The organism is Natronomonas amylolytica (genome assembly GCF_037031205.1).
Classification (GTDB): domain Archaea; phylum Halobacteriota; class Halobacteria; order Halobacteriales; family Haloarculaceae; genus Natronomonas; species Natronomonas amylolytica.
The window spans coordinates 50,323-66,728 of sequence record NZ_JAYEZM010000003.1; the positions used below are offsets into that span (position 1 = coordinate 50,323).

At 66.3% G+C, this 16,406-nt stretch carries 17 protein-coding genes; 7 read left to right on the forward strand and 10 right to left on the reverse strand.

What is annotated here, in order from left to right; translation table 11 throughout:
• Positions 1–38 precede the first annotated feature (38 nt).
• The 5 genes from U5914_RS05340 to U5914_RS05360 form a co-directional block, all read right to left on the reverse strand.
• The gene (locus tag U5914_RS05340; RefSeq protein ID WP_336134726.1) at positions 39–785 is read right to left on the reverse strand and encodes a protein-L-isoaspartate O-methyltransferase family protein; all 747 of its coding nucleotides are present in this window, start codon (positions 783–785) and stop codon (positions 39–41) included.
• A 22-nt stretch (positions 786–807) separates the two neighbouring features.
• Positions 808–1,722, reverse strand: a complete 915-nt coding sequence (locus U5914_RS05345) for a methyltransferase domain-containing protein (RefSeq protein ID WP_336134727.1) — start codon at positions 1,720–1,722, stop codon at positions 808–810.
• Between the two features lie 3 nt (positions 1,723–1,725).
• Positions 1,726–2,376: a protein-L-isoaspartate(D-aspartate) O-methyltransferase gene (locus U5914_RS05350; protein WP_336134728.1), complete on the reverse strand. Its 651-nt coding sequence runs from the start codon at positions 2,374–2,376 to the stop codon at positions 1,726–1,728.
• 4 nt (positions 2,377–2,380) lie between these two features.
• On the reverse strand, positions 2,381–3,031 hold the full coding sequence (locus U5914_RS05355) for an HVO_0476 family zinc finger protein (RefSeq protein WP_336134729.1): 651 nt from the start codon (positions 3,029–3,031) through the stop codon (positions 2,381–2,383).
• A 91-nt stretch (positions 3,032–3,122) separates the two neighbouring features.
• Positions 3,123–3,590 (reverse strand): MGMT family protein, encoded by a 468-nt coding sequence (locus U5914_RS05360; RefSeq protein ID WP_336134730.1) that lies wholly within the window; start codon positions 3,588–3,590, stop codon positions 3,123–3,125.
• 201 nt (positions 3,591–3,791) lie between these two features.
• On the opposite strand from U5914_RS05360, the gene trpC reads away from it, so the two are divergent.
• Genes trpC through U5914_RS05380 form a run of 4 tightly spaced genes read left to right on the forward strand, consistent with a single transcriptional unit; the run spans position 3,792 to position 7,453 of the window.
• Positions 3,792–4,556 (forward strand): indole-3-glycerol phosphate synthase, encoded by a 765-nt coding sequence (trpC, locus tag U5914_RS05365; protein WP_336134731.1) that lies wholly within the window; start codon positions 3,792–3,794, stop codon positions 4,554–4,556.
• Positions 4,549–5,802, forward strand: coding sequence for a tryptophan synthase subunit beta (trpB, locus tag U5914_RS05370; RefSeq protein WP_336134732.1), 1,254 nt, complete (start codon positions 4,549–4,551; stop codon positions 5,800–5,802). The genes trpC and trpB overlap by 8 nt, the downstream gene beginning before the upstream one ends.
• Positions 5,802–6,635 carry a tryptophan synthase subunit alpha gene (gene trpA / locus U5914_RS05375; protein ID WP_336134733.1) on the forward strand — a complete coding sequence of 278 codons (834 nt, stop codon included), beginning with the start codon at positions 5,802–5,804 and terminating at the stop codon, positions 6,633–6,635. The genes trpB and trpA overlap by 1 nt, the downstream gene beginning before the upstream one ends.
• A 23-nt stretch (positions 6,636–6,658) precedes the next feature.
• Positions 6,659–7,453, forward strand: coding sequence for a 2-amino-3,7-dideoxy-D-threo-hept-6-ulosonate synthase (locus U5914_RS05380; RefSeq protein ID WP_332322717.1), 795 nt, complete (start codon positions 6,659–6,661; stop codon positions 7,451–7,453).
• Between the two features lie 75 nt (positions 7,454–7,528).
• Here U5914_RS05380 and U5914_RS05385 read toward each other — a convergent pair whose 3' ends face one another.
• Complete coding sequence (locus tag U5914_RS05385; protein WP_336134734.1) at positions 7,529–8,779, reverse strand: hypothetical protein; 1,251 nt, start codon at positions 8,777–8,779, stop codon at positions 7,529–7,531.
• A 141-nt stretch (positions 8,780–8,920) separates the two neighbouring features.
• On the opposite strand from U5914_RS05385, the gene U5914_RS05390 reads away from it, so the two are divergent.
• Positions 8,921–9,565: a helix-turn-helix domain-containing protein gene (locus tag U5914_RS05390; protein ID WP_336134735.1), complete on the forward strand. Its 645-nt coding sequence runs from the start codon at positions 8,921–8,923 to the stop codon at positions 9,563–9,565.
• A 46-nt stretch (positions 9,566–9,611) separates the two neighbouring features.
• On the opposite strand, the gene U5914_RS05395 is transcribed toward U5914_RS05390, so the two are convergent.
• Genes U5914_RS05395 through U5914_RS05410 form a run of 4 tightly spaced genes read right to left on the reverse strand, consistent with a single transcriptional unit; the run spans position 9,612 to position 13,703 of the window.
• Entirely contained in the window at positions 9,612–11,255 is a 1,644-nt protein-coding gene (locus U5914_RS05395; protein ID WP_336134736.1) for an acyl-CoA synthetase, read from the reverse strand.
• Between the two features lie 35 nt (positions 11,256–11,290).
• Positions 11,291–12,007, reverse strand: a complete 717-nt coding sequence (locus tag U5914_RS05400; protein ID WP_336134737.1) for an ABC transporter ATP-binding protein — start codon at positions 12,005–12,007, stop codon at positions 11,291–11,293.
• Positions 12,004–12,825 carry an ABC transporter ATP-binding protein gene (locus U5914_RS05405; RefSeq protein WP_336134738.1) on the reverse strand — a complete coding sequence of 274 codons (822 nt, stop codon included), beginning with the start codon at positions 12,823–12,825 and terminating at the stop codon, positions 12,004–12,006. Before U5914_RS05405 ends, U5914_RS05400 begins: the two co-directional genes overlap by 4 nt.
• Positions 12,822–13,703 carry a branched-chain amino acid ABC transporter permease gene (locus tag U5914_RS05410; RefSeq protein ID WP_336134739.1) on the reverse strand — a complete coding sequence of 294 codons (882 nt, stop codon included), beginning with the start codon at positions 13,701–13,703 and terminating at the stop codon, positions 12,822–12,824. Before U5914_RS05410 ends, U5914_RS05405 begins: the two co-directional genes overlap by 4 nt.
• A 162-nt stretch (positions 13,704–13,865) precedes the next feature.
• On the opposite strand from U5914_RS05410, the gene U5914_RS05415 reads away from it, so the two are divergent.
• Both U5914_RS05415 and U5914_RS05420 read left to right on the forward strand, forming a co-directional pair.
• Positions 13,866–15,212: an ABC transporter substrate-binding protein gene (locus U5914_RS05415; protein ID WP_336134740.1), complete on the forward strand. Its 1,347-nt coding sequence runs from the start codon at positions 13,866–13,868 to the stop codon at positions 15,210–15,212.
• Between the two features lie 7 nt (positions 15,213–15,219).
• Complete coding sequence (locus U5914_RS05420) at positions 15,220–16,362, forward strand: branched-chain amino acid ABC transporter permease (RefSeq protein ID WP_336134741.1); 1,143 nt, start codon at positions 15,220–15,222, stop codon at positions 16,360–16,362.
• Positions 16,363–16,406 lie beyond the last annotated feature (44 nt).

Genomic DNA, 16,406 nt, shown 5'->3' on the forward strand with positions numbered 1-16,406 from the left:
TAAATGAATACAAGCAGAACCAGCAGACAGAGGGATTCCTAGAACTGCTCGTCCCAGTTGATCCACGTCTGCTCCCAGCCCTTCCGGCGCTCGGCGGCGCGACGGGCGTGTTCGCGGTCCTCGCGGCGGGTCCGGTTGCGCTCGATGGTGTCGGCCTGCTCGCCCTCAACGAGCATCGGCTGGAAGGCGACGGTGCCGAACTCGGCGGCCGGTTCCTCGTCGTCGCCCTCGACGGCGACGAGTTCCTGTGCGCCGACGCCGAGCGGCATGACGAGTCGCCCCTCGTCGGCCAGTTGGTCCAGCAGCGCCCGCGGTGGGTTGGCCGCGGCGGCTTCCAGCAGAATCCGGTCGTAGGGTGCGTAATCCGGCAGGCCGCGGGCGCCGTCCCGGCAGTCGACGAGGACGCCGGGATAGCCCGCGCTGGCGAGGTTCGAGCGGGCGTCGTAGACGAGTCGGCGCGTGATGTCGATGGCGTGGACGGAGGCTTCGCCGACGATTTCGGCGATGACTGCCGCGGTGTAGCCGACGCCCGAGCCGACCACGAGCACGTCGTGGTCCGGTTGGACGTCGAGGGCCTCCAGCAGGCGGCCGGCCGCGCTCGGCGAGAGGACGCGCGTGCCGAATCGCTCGAAGGAGCGGTCGGCGTAGGCGGCCGAGTCGTCGTCGACGAACGGCTCGCGGGGCACCTCCCGCATTGCAACGCTGACGTGCTCGGAGCTCACGACGGCCTTGGCCTCGTGTTCGAGGCTGTCGACCATATCGTCCCGGAGCACGGCGGGGTCCATATCGACGCCTCGGTGCCGGAGCCTATTCAACTACGCGCCCGACGGCCGCCGCGTGGGGACTCGACGGGACGGCCTCGATTCGGACGTCGCCGTAGCCGTCGGCGAGCCACGACCGGACGGCGCCCGCGTCGTGGGCGGCACCGCGGCCCGCGGCGAGGCGGTCGATATCCTTCAGCGACGCGTCGTCGGTCACGCCTTGGAAGGCGTCGATGAAGACGGCCGCCGGGGCGGCGTCGCTTGCGGCGGCGACGATGTCCCGGGCGTCCTTGTCGTCGTATCGCTGGAGGACACCGATACCGACGACGAGGTCACACGGTGGCAGGTCGGCGTCCGTGGGGTCGCCCGCTTGCAGACCGACCGATTCGTGAGAAAGCAGCGGCTCGACGGCCTCGATACGCTCCGACGTGTCGTAGAGGGTGACGGACCAGCCGCGGTCGGCGAACTCAACGGCCCGGGAGCCGCCCCCGTCGCCCAGTACGACGACGCGGTCGCCGTCGGGGGCGGCGTGGACGGCCGTCGTCACCTCGGAACGGACGCGGGCGGCGTCGGCGGCGCGCTCGCGGCCGAGTTCGTTGCGGAGCGCGTCGGCGGGTTCGGGCGGGTCAGCGCCGGCCAGTGTCTCGGGGAGGGCGACCCAGCGGTCGAATGCGTCGAGTTCGGCGGGCAGGCGGCCGATAGACCGGAGGTCGGTCTTCGTGAGGAAGCCGAGCAGACGGTTGGTCGGTTCGTATTCGCCGTCGACGTGGGCCAGAAAGCCCCGTGCTTCGAGTGCAGCGACGAGTCGTTCGGCGGATTGGGGGTCGATGTCGGCCTCGTCGGCGACGGCGTCGGCCGTTCCAGCCGTGGTCGCCAGCGCGTTGAGGGCGCCACAGCGACGGCCCGCCCACAGCAGGGCGAGTTCGCGCCATTCGACGGCCGCACGGTCCCCTGTCGGCACGGGTCAGTCCCCCTGCATCCGGACGAACCGGACGCCGCCGTGGTCCTCGCGGTCCAGTCCCTCCTCGGTCTTGGTCGCCTTGACGAGGCGCTGTTCGGTCGTGCCGAGGGGAGCGACGAGAACGCCGCCCTCGCGCAACTGGTCGACGAGAGGGTCGGGTATCTCGGCGGCGGCGCAGGTGAGATAGGCCGCGTCGTAGGGGGTGTGTTCGGGCCAGCCCTCGTGGCCGTCGCCGACGCGAATCTCGATATCGTAGCCGAGGTCCGAGAGGGTCTCGCTTGCGTCCTCGGCCAACTCGTCGACGTATTCAACGCTGTAGACGTTCCCGTCGCCGACGATTTCGGCGGTGACGGCGGCGTGATAGCCACAGCCGGTACCGATTTCGAGGACGGCGTCGCCTTCCTCTAACTCCAGCAATTCGGACATGATGCCGACGATGTGGGGCGCCGAGACGGTCTGGTCCGACCCGATGGGAAGGGGGCGGTCGACGTAGGCGCGGTCGCGGTTCGCTTCGGGAACGAACTCGTGGCGGGGGACCGCCTTCAGCGCCTCGATGGTCGTCTCGTCCTCGATGCGACCGGTCTCGACGAGGGCGTCGACCATGTTCTTGCGCTGTTCGTCGAAGTCGTCGCCGTCGGGGGTGCCGCGGAACATGGGCCTACCAGCCGGACCACGCCCGCTGACGGGAGTTCTCGTTGCGGGCGTAGACCCGTTTGAGGTCCTTCGCGAAGGCGTAGTCGCCGTCGTGGTCGTAGCCCTCGCGGTCGTAGTTGGTCGCGTCCTCGCGGACGAGCAGGCGCTCGACGGTGAACTCCTCGTCGCCGTACTCGGTGGTTTCGCCGACGACGAACTTCTCGTCGCCCGGCACCTGTATTTTCGTGCTGCGGCTCTCGTCGTGGCCCCCGTCCTTCGGGTGTAGCGTCAGGTTGACCTGAACGTTCCCCACGGCGCGGGTCCAGACGGTCTTGATGTCCTTGGCTTCGGCCTCGTCGGCCCGTGCGTCGGTGGTCAGTTCCATCGACGTGATGCGGGCCCGATAGAGGGCGGCGTCGGTCTCGACGAGCAGTTCGTCGCCGACTTCGAGTTCCTCCTCGGGGTCGAGTTCGATGCGGCCCTCCTCGCTTTCGCCGTCCTGGGAGACGATGACCCGTCGGTCGATGGTCGAATCCTGCTCGATGGTGGTCTTGTGAACGTGGCCACACTCGCTGCATCGAACGGTCGCCTGCCCGCCCTGCTTCAGTACCTCGTGGGCCGTCTCATCGGCCGGAGAACAGGACGGACAGCGGACCGCAACGCGTTGTTGACTCATTATACGACAATTCTCGCGGGAACGTATAAGGGCGTGGCTCCGGCGCGGGACCAGCTCGGAGGCCGATGGTGCGAAGACGGGAAGACGACGTTTACAGGCCTTCCAGCGACCGAAGGCGCTGTTCGACTTCCGGCGGTGCGGCGCTTGGGCCGTCACGGACGCGGTGGTCCGGCACGAGAAGCGGCGCGGGGTTTTCGGCCAGCGCCGTCCGCACGAGTTGCAGGTCCTCGGGTTCCTCGGGGTCCAGCCCCGGTACCAGCGCGGCGAGTTTCTCGACGCCGACCTGCGAGCCGTAGGGGACGCCGCGGACGGCCTCCAGTACCTCCCGCTGGTCGGTCGGCATCGTCAGGGCCACCTCGACGTCGTTGAAATCGTCCTCGGTGCCCTCCAGATACGCCTGAATCCGGTCGAGGAGTTCGAGGTCGTCCGTGGCGTCCGCGTCGGGTACCTCCGGAAACGACACCGACAGGACGCGACCGCTCGCGTAGCCGACCTGTACGTAACAGTCCAGATACTCCGACTCCCGCGCGTAGATACCGGCCTCCGCCTCGGTGCTCATACTCCCGACTGTCGGGTGTCGATGGCTTGTAACTTGAGGTGTTCGAGATCGGCGCGGCCACTCATCCGAGCGGCGCCGGTAGCGGCCACGTCATTTCTGCTGCTCACTCCGCGACGCGGGAAAAACGAGGCCAGCGCGCGGCCATCCGTGCGTCACCGAGACGCAATCCTTATGTACAAATGAGTCCGTTAGAGTACAGTAATGAACACAACTGACGAGTTGGCGCCGGTGGTCCGCTCGATTCTGGAGGCGGCCGCCGAGCGGTCCGGCGGTGACGAGCGCGTCGCCGTCGACCCGCGGTCGCTGCCGGAGGCGTTCGCCGCCGCGGAGGCCGACGGCCGCGTCCCCCTCATCGCGGAGGTGAAGCCGACCAGTCCGACGACCGACGGCGAGCGGACCGACGACCCCGTCGCACTCGCCGAGGCGATGGTCGAGGGCGGCGCTGCCGCGCTGTCGGTGCTGACCGAACCCGAGCATTTCGGCGGGTCGCCCGAGACCCTGCGTCGGGTCCGGGAAGCCGTCGATGTACCCGTTCTCCGGAAGGATTTCATCGTGCGCGAGGAGCAACTCGACACCGTCGAGGCCGACGTCGTGTTGCTCATCGTCCGGTTCGTCGACGACCTCGAAGGTCTGCTCGAAGCCGCCCGCGAGCGCGGCTTCCAGGTGCTCGTGGAGACGCACACCCCCGAGGAAGTCGAGACGGCGCTCGATGCGGGTGCGGACATCATCGGCATCAACAACCGCGACCTCGCGGAACTGGAGGTCGATTTGGGGACGTTCGAGCGTGTCGCCGACTCGATTCCGGCAGCAACCCGCGAGAGCGTCACCCTGATTGCGGAAAGTGGCATAGGGTCACGGGAAGACGTCTCGCGAATGCGCCGCGCCGGGGCCGACGGCCTGCTCGTCGGGTCGGCCATCATGGACGGGGACGTTCGCGAGAACACACAGGGACTCACCAATGTCTAAATCGGACACGAAATTCGGCGATTACGGCGGCCAGTACGTCCCCGAGGCGTTGATGCCCGCCATCGAGGAGTTGACCGACGCCTACGAGCGGTACGTACTGGACAACGAGGACGGATTTATGGACGAGTTCCGCCAGCGCATCCGGGACTTCGGCGGGCGCCCCACCCCGCTACAACGGGCCGACCAACTCTCCGAGCGCTACGACACCGAGGTCTACCTCAAGCGCGAGGACCTGCTGCACGGCGGCGCGCACAAACTCAACAACGCCCTCGGGCAGGTCCTGCTGGCGAAGTACATGGGCAAAGAGCGCATCATCGCCGAGACCGGCGCCGGCCAGCACGGTACCGCGACGGCGATGGCCGCCGCTCACCTCGATATGCCCTGCGAGATTTATATGGGCCGACGGGACATCAACCGCCAGCGACCCAACGTCTTCCGGATGCGCATCAACGGCGCCGAGGTCAACCCCGTCGATATCGGCCGCGGCACGCTCAAAGAAGCCATCTCGGAGACGATGCGCGACTGGGCGACCACCGTCGAGACGACCCACTACGTCATCGGGTCGGTCGTCGGCCCCGCGCCGTTCCCGGCGATGGTCCGGGACTTCCAGTCGGTCATCTCGAAGGAAGCACGCCGCCAATCCGAAGAGCAGTTCGGCGAACTGCCGGGCGCCGTCATCGCCTGTGCCGGCGGCGGCTCGAACACGATGGGCGCCTTCGCCGAGTTCATCGACGACGAGGACGTCGACCTCTATGCGGTCGAAGCGGGAGGATCATCGCTGACCGTCGACGAGGAGGAAGGCGTCGCCCCGCACTCGGCGTCGCTGTCGACGGGCGAGGAGGGCGTCCTCCACGGCGCGCGCACGAAACTCCTGCAGGATACCCACGGCCAGATTATGGAGTCCCACAGCGTCTCCTCGGGGCTCGACTACTCCGGCGTCGGCCCCGAACTCGCATACCTCGTCGACGAGGGTCGGGTCATCCCGAAGAACGTCGGCGACGAGTCGGCCCTCGAAGCCTTCCACCGGCTTTCGCAGGACGAAGGTATCATTCCCGCGCTGGAAACGGCTCACGCCTTCGGGTTCCTCGAAGATGTCGCTGGCCCCGACGGTGACGGTTCCGTGGACCTGCCCGATACCGTCGTCGTCAACGTCTCCGGCCGCGGGGACAAGGACCTCGAAGCCGTCATCGAGGAGACCGACAAGCGCGAGTTGGAGAACGCGCCGACGATGGAGGTATTCGAGTAATGTCTCTGGAAGATGTTTTCGACGAACCGGCCTTCGTCCCCTATCTCGCGGCCGGCGACCCCGATTTCGACTCTTCCATCGAGTACGTCGAAGCCCTCGAACGCGGCGGCGCCGACATCATCGAACTCGGCCTGCCCTTCTCGGAGCCCATCGCCGAGGGGCCGACCATCCAGCAGGCCGTCGTCCGGTCGCTGGAGGGGGGCATGACCCCCGAACGGTTCTTCGAGTTCGTCGAGGAACTCGACGTCGAGGTGCCGCTGGTCTGTATGACCTACTACAACCTCATTTACCAGTACGGCGAAGACGGCGACCCACCCGTTCTGCCCTTCGTCGAACGCGCTGCCGAGGTCGGCCTTGAGGGCTTCGTCGTTCCGGACCTGCCCGCCGAGGAGGCCGCCCTCCTGCGGGAGGCCTGCGACGACTACGGCCTCGACCTCGTGTTCATCGTCGCGCCGACGACGAAGGGCGAGCGCCTCGACCGCATCATGGAACAGGTCTCGGGCTACGTCTACGTGCAGGCCCGCCTCGGCGTCACGGGCGCCCGCGCGGACGTCTCCGACCAGACCGAGGAGAGCCTCGCACGCCTCGAAAAATACGACGTCCCGAAGGCCGTCGGCTTCGGCATCTCCAGCGGCGAGCAGGCCGCCGACGTCGTTGCGGCGGGCGCTGACGGCGTTATCGTCGGTTCGGCACTCGTCGATATCGTCGCCGAAGGACACGAAGAGGACGAACCGACCGAAGAGACCGCCGCGAAACTGGAATCGCTCGCTCGCGAACTGAAGGAGGGCGCCCTCGCTGGCGCGCAACGTCGGCCGCGACCGGAAGGAACATGACCGAACCTACCACACCCACACATATGACCACAGGGACCGCTGCACGCCTCGACCGAATCGGCACGGACGGCCGCTACGTCACCGTGCCGATGGACCACGGCATCACACTCGGCCCCGTGAAGGGCCTGAAGGACATCGAATCGACCATCGACGCCGTCACCCGCGGCGGCGCCGACTCCGTACTGACCCAGAAGGGTATCGCCGACCGCGTCCACGGCAACAAGAACGACGCGGGCTACATCGTCCACCTCAACGGGTCGACGGTCATCGGCCCGGACTCCAACGACAAACGGACGACCGGCTCGGTAAAATCGGCCATCCGCGCCGGCGCCGACGCCGTCTCCTTCCATTTCAACGTCGGCTCCGACTACGAGCCCGAGCAGATGTCGGAACTCGCCGAAGTGACCGAGGAGGCCGCCGACTACGGCATCCCGGTGCTGGCGATGACCTACGCACGCGGTCCCGGTATCGAGGGCGACGACCCCGAGGCGCTCGGCCACGCCGTCCGCCTCGGCGAGGAGTTGGGCGCGGACCTCATCAAGACGGGCTACAGCGGCGACGCCGAGAGCTTCGAGCACGTCTGCGAATCCACGTCCCTGCCCGTCCTCATCGCCGGTGGCTCGCCGGACGGCGACCTCTCGGCGCTACAGGATGTCCGCGGTGCGATGGACGCCGGCGGCGCCGGCGTCTCGATGGGCCGGACCATCTTCCAGCACGACGACCCGGAGAAGATGGCTCGCGCAGTCTCGCTGGTCGTCCACGACGACGTTTCCGCCGAAGACGCACTCGAACGCGCCGGCCTCGCGGTCGAGGCCTGAGCGGTCACTCGCCCTTCGAGCCCTCGACTTCCCGATTTTCGGGCCCGCAGACCGTCTGTACTGTTTCTCGGTCGCTCAGTCCAACGAAGGGTCGTGACTCGGATTGGCCGTCACGGGCGCGGTGAGCACAGCCCAAAGTTCGACGAGGAACACGGCCCACGCGACGGCGATGAGGCCATACCCCGTAAGCGAGAGCAGGTCGGAAACCCCCGCCAGTTGGGGCAGTGCGGTCACCCAGAGTAGCGCCATCCCGAGGTTTATACTCCCGATTTGCCACCACGACGGCTGGCCGACGGCCTCGCTCGCAGCGGCGAGGCCACCGAGCGGATTCGACGTCTCCTCTGTTATCGCGACGGTAGCGAGCGGGAGGAACGCCATCGCCAACTGGAGCATCCAGCCGAAGACGAGGCCGTTGATGGCGGACTGCTCGATAGCCGCCGCTGGAACGGCCTCGGGGAACAGCAGTACGAACGGAGCCACGGGGACGGGGACGATAAGCCAGAGATACGCCCCGAGGACGAGCGCGAGGCGGTTCGGCTGGGTCCGGCTGCTGGCCCGATAGGTGCCGACGACGTTGGCCAGCAACGCGACGGTCCCCACGACGTAGATGGCGAGGCCGGCCATCGTGAGTTCGTTGCGCGCCAGCCACGGTCCGGCCACGAGCCCGGCAGCGCCGACCGTGAGCCCCCAGTAGGTCACGCGGCCGAGTCGGGGATACCGGAGGTCGGTCCCGAACAACTCGGGCAGGGCGACGAGCAGGACACCGGCGACGACGAGGGCAAGGAATCCCCAGACGTTGGCGTGAACGTGGGCTTCGATGGAGCCGAAGTAGCCGCCGGGGCCGTGGACGTTCAGGAGCATGCCGAACGCGGCCAGAATGCCGACGACCAGATACCACGGTGCAGTCCTGAAGAAGTGACCCGAATCGGTGCCGCCGCCCACGAGCGAGGTGACCGTCAGCAGCAGGCCGCCGAGCGCCCCGAGGACGAGCGTCGCACCGACCACGGCTACCGTGGACTCGCCCGTCGCCATCCCGACCAAGATGAGCGGATAGCCGGCGTTCAGCGATAGCCATTGCAGCCAGCGGAAGCGTCGTGAGATGCTCCACGACGTACGCCCGACCGCTCCGACGACGGGCAAGAGACCGAACAGCGCCTGCGTGAGGCCGCCGATGGTGACGAAGTGAATCGTGAGCCACCGGAGACGGGGGAGTCCTCCCATCAGTCCGGCGTCGACCGCCAGTTTGCCGACGATAGCGAGTAGACCGACCGTGAGATACAGGCCGGCCATGACGAGAAACGGGTCGTTTCGTGTCCGTAGTGACATTGTCGTGTTCGAACCTGCGAGACGGTACGCCGCTTTCACGGGTAGCGATTGTTCCGAACGACACAGGGGTACGCGAATACCTTCGCTTGGTACGAACATGTTCGCACAAGCTTCGAGGGTAGCGCGGTCCGACGTATCCGTATGCCACAGGCCCGACTCTCGATTTCGCTTCCCGAGGACATCTGGATGCACGGCGTTTCGACGACGTACGCGGAGACGGAATTTCAGGTGTTGACTGCGCTTATGGGTGAGAATGCGGGTATCGCCCTGCTCAGCATCACGACCGACGACCTGCTTTCGATTACGACCGACATCGAACGCCAGCCGGACGTGACGGCCATCGACCTCCTCTGGAAGCAGGCCCGGACCGGGCTCGTGCAAGTCGGGACGACGAGCCCTCCGCTGCTTTTGCCCCTCTGGGAAGCCGGCATCCCCATCGAGATGCCGTTCACGATACGGGACGGCACGGCGACGTGGGAGTTGACGACCACCGCCGAGCGGCTGTCGGCGCTCGGAACGTATCTCGAACGGGCAGACATCGGCTACGAACTCGAACACACGGCCGAAATCGGCACGCCCAATGCCGACCGGCTATTGACCGAACGCCAACGAGAGGTCCTGCTCGCTGCGCTCGATGCGGGCTACTACGCGGTGCCGCGGGAGGTGACGCTGACCGAACTCGCCGAACGGCTGGATATCTCGAAGGCCACATGTAGCGACATCCTCCACCGGGCCGAACACAGCGTCCTCTCGTGGTTCGCCGAGGAACACGCCGGACGAACGTAGCTCCCTCCGACTCGCTATCTCCCGGAGCAGGGCCTAACGGAGGTCCTCAGTCCGTCTCTTGCTCGCGAAGGTCCGAGCGCCTGATTTTGCCGGTCGTCGTCGTCGGCAGTTCGTCGACGAACTCGATCTCCCGCGGGTACTCGTGTTTCGCGAGGTCCTCCTTGACCATCGTCCGGACCTCTTCCCGGAGGTCGTCGTCCCCGTCGACGCCGTCGACGGGTTGACAGAACGCCTTGATGACCTCGCCGCGGGTCTCGTCCGGAATCCCGATGACGCCGACCTGCTCGATGTTCGGGTGTTCGAGGATGGCTTCCTCGACCTCCCCGGGGCCGACGCGGTAGCCGCTCGTGATGATGAGGTCGTCGTCGCGGGACTTGAACCAGATGTAGCCGTCGTCGTCCTGCTCGGCGAGGTCGCCCGTGAGGTGCCACTCACCGACGCGGACGCCCTCCGTTTTCTCCGGCTGGTTCCAGTACTCCTCGAAGAGGACCGGGTCCCCATCGCGCTTGACGGCGATTTCGCCGACTTCGCCGGTCGGACGTTCCTCCCCGGTTTCGGAGTCGATGACGGCGACGTCGTGGCCGGGGACGGGCTTGCCCATGCTGCCCGGTTTCGCGGGGAACCACGACTGGCAGTTCGCCACCAGCAGGTTCGCCTCCGTCTGGCCGTACAACTCGTTCATCGCGACGCCTTCCAGTTCCGCGTCGGCCCATTCCATGATCTCCGGCGTCAGCGGCTCGCCGCCGGAACAGACCGCCTCCAGCGCGAGGTCGTAGTCGTCGGCGTCGACGTTCATCATCATGCGGATGGCGGTCGGCGGCAGGAACGCCGAGGTGACGCGGAACTCCTCCATGAGGTCGAAGGCGGTCTCGGCGTCGAACTCGCCCATCGGATAGCCGAGGACGGGCCGGCCGTAGTGCCACGCGGGAAAGAGCAGGTCGCCGAGGGCGCCGATCCACGCCCAGTCCGCGGGCGTCCAGCAGACCGCCTCGGAGACGTCGAGTTCGAAGTACATCCGGAAGGCCGGACAGTGGCCGACCCACGCGGAGTGGGTGTGGAGTGCGCCCTTCGGCGGGCCGGTCGAACCGCTGGTGTACATGATGGTCGCTGGCGTCTCCGGGCCCGTCTCGACTGGGTCGAAGGAGGCGGATGCGCCCGTCAGCAGGTCGGCGAAGGATTCGGGGTCTGCGTGGCTTCCCTCGTGGCGCCAGTCGACCTCGACGACGGTTTCGAGGTCCGGGCAGTTCTCGCGGGCCTCGGCGACGGCCTCGTAGCGGCCAGAATCGACCATCACGGCCGTCGCGGCGCTGTCCTGCAGGCGGTACTCGAGCGCGTCGGGACCGAAAAGCACCGACAGCGGCATCGAGATGGCGCCGAGTTTCCAGCAGGCCAGATGCGTTATCGGGTTGGCCGGTATCTGCGGCAACACGACTCCGACGCGGTCGCCGCGTTCGACGCCCGCATCGGCGAGGGCGTTCGCGAGGCGGTCCGAGAGGCGGTCAAGGTCCGCGAACGTGTAGGTCTCCCGGCGACCGTCGGGGTAGGCCTGAAACAGCGCGACCCGCGCCTCCGGGTCATCGTGCTTGCCGACGAGGTCGTAGGCAGCGTTGTAGTCGCTCGGTACGTCCCATTCGAACTCCTCGCGTGCCGTCTCGTAACTCTCCGTCGGAAGTGTGACGTTCCATGTCATGGCTGTGTCTGTGGGTAGTGGGCTCTATCGGGTGCTCACTCGGCCTCTGCGCCCCCGACCGAGAGGTACTCGTCGAGCAGGTCCTCGCGGTTTCGAAGGTCGTCGACGGCGCCTTCCCAGACGTTCGCCCCCTTGTCGATGATGTAGGCGTGTTCGCCGAGGTCGAGGGCGAAATCGACGTTCTGTTCGGTCATCAGCACGGTCACGTCCCGCTCGACGACGTCGCCGAGGACCTCCCGGAGGTCCTCGACGATGACCGGCGCGAGCCCCTCGGTCGGTTCGTCGAGCAACAGGAGGTCGGGGTTCTGGACCAGCGCCCGGGCAACCGACAGCATCTGCTGTTCGCCGCCCGAGAGGTTCTGTCCCCGGTTCTTCCGCAGGTCGTCGAGCACGGGGAAGATGTCGAACATCTCCTCGATTGTCCGTGGGTCGTCGGCGAGTTCGTGGGCCAGTTGGATGTTCTCCGTGACCGTCAGGGTCGGGAAGATTCGCCGCCCCTCGGGGACGAGTTTGATACCGCGCTGGCTGATGCCCTCGACGGACAGGTCGCTGATGTCCTCGCCGCGGTATTCGATGTGGCCCTCGCGGCGCGGGACCGTTCCCGTAATCGCACGGAGCGTCGTCGTCTTGCCGGCGCCGTTCCGCCCCAGCAGGGTCACGACGTCGTTTTCCTCGATGGCCATCTCAAGGTCGAACAGGACGTGGCTGTTGCCGTAGTAGGCGTTCACCTCGGAGAGTTCGAGGATGGTCATGCCTCCTCACCTCCGCTGGCCTCGGTGGGGCCAGTGGGCCCTTCGTCGTCCTCGTCGATGCCGAGGTAGGCCTTGCGGACGCGCTCGTCGGCCATCACCTCGTCCGGCGTCCCGCGGGCGATGAGTTCGCCGTTGTCGAGCACGAGGATGCGGTCGGAGATACCGAGGACGACGTCCATGTCGTGTTCGGTCAACACGAACGTCGTGTCGGTCGTCTCGTCGAGTTCCCGGACGAGTTCCACCATCCGGTCGGTCTCGGTGGGATTCATCCCCGCGGTCGGTTCGTCCAGCAGGACGACCGACGGGTCGGTCCCGAGTGCGACCGCGATTTCGACCTTCCGGATGTCGCCGTGCGAGAGGTTTGCACACGTCTCGTCGGCGACGTCCTGAAGGTTCGTCAACTCGAGTATCTCGCGGGCGCGCTCGGTCAACGCCTCGTCCTCCTGGGCGATCGAGCGAATGTCGAGGGTCCGCTCGTCCCGACTGATGCGGGCGATGCGGACGTTGTCGATGACCGACAGCCCCTCGAAGACGTTGTTGATCTGGAACGCCCGCGAGAGGCCGAGTCGGTTGATCTCGTAGGGGGGCTTCCCGGTCGTCTCGACGAGTTCGTCGCCGTCCCGCGGTCGGATGTGGACCGACCCCGCGGTCGGTTCGTACTGGCCGGCCAGCAGGTTGTAGAACGTCGTCTTGCCGGCGCCGTTCGGGCCGATGATGCTCGTAATCTCGTCGGAGTCGATCTCGACGTTGACGTCGTCGACGGCGACGAGGCGTCCGAACTCCTTGGTGAGGCCGCGGGTTTCGAGTACCTTGGTCATGCTTCAGCACCTCCGAAGAGGCCGGTCGGCCGCCACACCAACACGACGATCATCGCGAGGAAGGGAAAGAGCACGCCGGCGCCCGCGACGCCGCTGCCGAGGGCGATGAGCAGGCCGATAATCATCGCGCCGACGAACGCCCCGACGAAGGAACCGAGCCCGCCGATGACGACGACGACGAACGCGTCGACGATGACCTGATTGCCGAGGCCGGGGGAGACCGACTGCATCGGCGCGGCGAGGGCGCCGCCGAGACCGGCCAGCGCCGCGCCGATGATGAACACGCCGGTGTAGAGTTTCGGCACGTTGATACCGAGCAGTCGTGCCATCTCCCGGTCGCTCGACGTCGCCCTGACGATGCGGCCGATGTTCGTATACCGGAGCGCGGTGAGGATGGCCGCCAACACGACGATCGCCATCACGATGACGAAGGCCCGGTAGGTCGGGATGGCGAGACTCGACGTGAACTGAACCGACCCGCTCAGCGCCTCCGGGGCGCTGACCAACCGGGACTGGGAGCCGAACACCGCCCTCACCCCGTCGGTGATTATCAACACGAACGCGAAGGTCAACAGCAACTGGTCGAGTTCCTCCTCATCGCGGCCGTACAACCGTCGTATGAAGCCCGCCTCCAGAATCCCGCCGATGACGGCGACGACGACGATGGCGGCGACGACGCCGAGTGCGAAATTCCCGAACGCGGTCCCCATGACGACGATGGCCATGTAGGCGCCGACCATATAGAGGACGCCGTGGCTGAAGTTGAGGACGTCCAGAACACCGAAGATCAGGCTGAGGCCGACCGCGACCAAAAAGAGCCGGCTCCCGATACTGACTCCCGTAATGATCTGGTCGAAGACCAGAGAGTGGAACGACATAACATGGACCATTGTCAGATATAGATTAAATCTTTCGCCGGAAATCCCGGTTTCCCGTTCTTCCGCCGATATCTATCGCCCTCTCCATCTATCACTTTCGTGGTGGGTTTGAATATCAACCCGCACTATTATATGGGTTATCTCCGAAGGTCTCGGGAGTCCATGTTAGACAAAAACACGGATGGCTCGGGAACGGAAGCAAACGGCCGGCGCGCGGGCGTTCGCCGCCGGGATTTCTTGGCCGCCGCCGGGACGGGCGCGGCAGTGACGTTCGCCGGCTGTATCGGTGACGGTGGCGGTGACGATACGATTACGCTCGGGGCGGTCTACCTGCTTTCGGGCGTGGCCGAACAGCTGGGGGCGTCCTCGCGTGCGGCCGCGGAGGTCGCCGTCAAGCAGATCAACGAGGACGGGGGTATCGACGGCCGCGAGGTTGAGGCGATCTTCCGGGACCACGGTGAGGACCCACAGGGTCAGATGCGAAGCCTCGTTCAGGAGGAAAACGCCGACATCATGCTCGGGTTGACCTCTTCGGGGGTGACGCTGAACTCCGGACCGACCATCGAGCAGTTGGAGGTGCCCTTTACGCTGACCGACATCGGGACGCCGTTCCCGACCGAACCGGACGTCGACACCTACGGCAACTACTACGAGGACGAGGGGACGGCGGCGGCGCTCCCGAACCTCTTCCGGACGAACGCGAACACGTCCACCAACACCTACGCCATCGCGAAGTGGATCAACGACAACTACGGGTCGGCCCGCATCGCGAACCTCGGGCCGGACTACGCCTACGGCCAGCAGTGTTGGGACTACTTCAAGGCCTACTCCGACGGACTGGGCGCCGGCCACGAGTACGTCGCCTCGGCGTTCCCCTCGCTCGGCGCCAGCGACATGACGCCGCAGATCAATCAGGTCCTCGACGCCGACCCCGACCTCGTGTTCACGAGTTTCTGGGCCGGCGACGTCGTCACCTTCGTCCAGCAGGCCGACGAGCAGGGCCTGTTCGACGAGGTCGACGACGTCTTCGACACCATCGGCTCCGACCCCAACGGCTTCGCCGCGCTCGGCGACACGATGCCCGAGGGACTGCACTACTCCGGGTGGTACTGGGGCTCTGCCTTCGACAACGACGAAAACGAGGCGTTCCTCGAAGCCTACCGCGAGGAGTACGAAGACACCGACGTCATCCCGTACCCGTCCTTCACGGGCGGCAGTTCCTACGCGGCGGTCTACGTCTACAAGGAGGCCATCGAGGCCGCCGGCAGCACGAACCCCGACGACATCATCTCCGAGATGGAGGGCATGGAGTTCACGGGCCCGCGCGGAACGTGGACCATCGACCCCGAAAGCCATCAGGCCTCGGCGCCGACGGTCATCGGCGAGACGTCGATGGACGCCGACGTGCCCTACGACGGCGTCGGGTTGACCAACACCGAGACTTACACCCTCGACCGGAGCACTGCCGAGGACCTGCTGTCCGGCAGCGACCTCCCGCCGGGTATCTAAGTCATCGATGAGTATCAGCATGCGCAGACGGCTGTTGACGGATGAGGACCCGAAGACGTTGTTAGCGGTTGCGACGGTGGTCCTCCTGCTGATTCCGCTGCTGTTTCAGGTCATCTTCGCGGGCGGGCTCGCGGGGTTCCACATCTCCCTGCTCACCGAGACGCTGATCTTCGCCATCTTCGCGACGGCATTCAACCTGCTGTACGGCTACACCGGCCTGCTGTCGTTCGGCCACGCCATGTTCGTCGGGGTCGCCGGCTACACGGCCGCGAAGACGTTCACCGTCCTCGGCGCCTATCTCGACGTGCTGGGCGGCCTCGCGCCACTCGGCACGTGGGCGCTCGCTGTCGTCCTCGGCATCGTCGTGGCAGGTATCTTCGCCGTGTTCATCGGCTATCTCGCCGTCCAACTCGAAGAGATCTACTTCGCGCTGATCACGCTGTCGTTCAGTATGGCCATCTACGCGATGGCGAACCAGGACGTCCCCGGGCAGGTCGCGGGGGCCCTCGGTATCGGTGACGGGAACTTCACCAACCGGTCCGACGGCCTGACGTTCATCCCCGGCGACGTCTCGCTTCTGGGCTTCGAGTTCTCGCTGGTCAACCTCACGAACCCACTGGCGTACTACTTCCTGACGGTGTTCGTGTTCGTCATCAGCGTCTACGCGCTGTGGCGCATCGTCAAGTCGCCGTTCGGGATGGTCTGTAAGGCCATCCGCGAGAACCCCGAACGCGCCCGTGCAGTCGGCGTCAACGTGACCTACCACCAGTGGATGACGTTCATCATCTCGGGGCTGTTCACCGGACTGGCCGGCGTGATGCTCGTCGTTCTCGGGGGCAACGTCAACCCCCAGGACCACGTCTACTGGACGGCCTCGGCGGCGCCGGTCATCATGACCGTCATCGGCGGGCCGCTGTCCTTCATCGGCCCCATCGTCGGCGCGTTCAGCTACGAGTACATCCGCTGGGCGATCAGCCAGTTCCCACTCCTCGAGGAGTACTGGGAGTTCTCCTTCGGTGTGCTGCTCCTCATCGTCGTGCTGTTCTTCGAGAACGGCGTCGCGGGCGGTATCGACCGCTTCCGTGACCGGTTCCTCGGCGGCGAGGACGAATCCCCCGCTATCGACGAAGCCGACAAAGAGACGTCCTAAAACGACTCCCGTCCCGCGCCCCGCTTTTATTGCCCGCTCGCACT

What these genes read in the sequence shown, in the direction of transcription:
- U5914_RS05340 (WP_336134726.1), bottom strand. Translation starts at nt 785, where the DNA reads ATGGACCCCGCCGTGCTCCGGGACGATATGGTCGACAGCCTCGAACAC.
- U5914_RS05350 (WP_336134728.1), bottom strand. Translation starts at nt 2,376, where the DNA reads ATGTTCCGCGGCACCCCCGACGGCGACGACTTCGACGAACAGCGCAAG.
- U5914_RS05355 (WP_336134729.1), bottom strand. Translation starts at nt 3,031, where the DNA reads ATGAGTCAACAACGCGTTGCGGTCCGCTGTCCGTCCTGTTCTCCGGCC.
- U5914_RS05360 (WP_336134730.1), bottom strand. Translation starts at nt 3,590, where the DNA reads ATGAGCACCGAGGCGGAGGCCGGTATCTACGCGCGGGAGTCGGAGTAT.
- trpC (WP_336134731.1), top strand. Translation starts at nt 3,792, where the DNA reads ATGAACACAACTGACGAGTTGGCGCCGGTGGTCCGCTCGATTCTGGAG.
- trpB (WP_336134732.1), top strand. Translation starts at nt 4,549, where the DNA reads ATGTCTAAATCGGACACGAAATTCGGCGATTACGGCGGCCAGTACGTC.
- trpA (WP_336134733.1), top strand. Translation starts at nt 5,802, where the DNA reads ATGTCTCTGGAAGATGTTTTCGACGAACCGGCCTTCGTCCCCTATCTC.
- U5914_RS05380 (WP_332322717.1), top strand. Translation starts at nt 6,659, where the DNA reads ATGACCACAGGGACCGCTGCACGCCTCGACCGAATCGGCACGGACGGC.
- U5914_RS05385 (WP_336134734.1), bottom strand. Translation starts at nt 8,779, where the DNA reads ATGTCACTACGGACACGAAACGACCCGTTTCTCGTCATGGCCGGCCTG.
- U5914_RS05390 (WP_336134735.1), top strand. Translation starts at nt 8,921, where the DNA reads ATGCCACAGGCCCGACTCTCGATTTCGCTTCCCGAGGACATCTGGATG.
- U5914_RS05395 (WP_336134736.1), bottom strand. Translation starts at nt 11,255, where the DNA reads ATGACATGGAACGTCACACTTCCGACGGAGAGTTACGAGACGGCACGC.
- U5914_RS05400 (WP_336134737.1), bottom strand. Translation starts at nt 12,007, where the DNA reads ATGACCATCCTCGAACTCTCCGAGGTGAACGCCTACTACGGCAACAGC.
- U5914_RS05405 (WP_336134738.1), bottom strand. Translation starts at nt 12,825, where the DNA reads ATGACCAAGGTACTCGAAACCCGCGGCCTCACCAAGGAGTTCGGACGC.
- U5914_RS05410 (WP_336134739.1), bottom strand. Translation starts at nt 13,703, where the DNA reads ATGTCGTTCCACTCTCTGGTCTTCGACCAGATCATTACGGGAGTCAGT.
- U5914_RS05415 (WP_336134740.1), top strand. Translation starts at nt 13,866, where the DNA reads ATGTTAGACAAAAACACGGATGGCTCGGGAACGGAAGCAAACGGCCGG.
- U5914_RS05420 (WP_336134741.1), top strand. Translation starts at nt 15,220, where the DNA reads ATGAGTATCAGCATGCGCAGACGGCTGTTGACGGATGAGGACCCGAAG.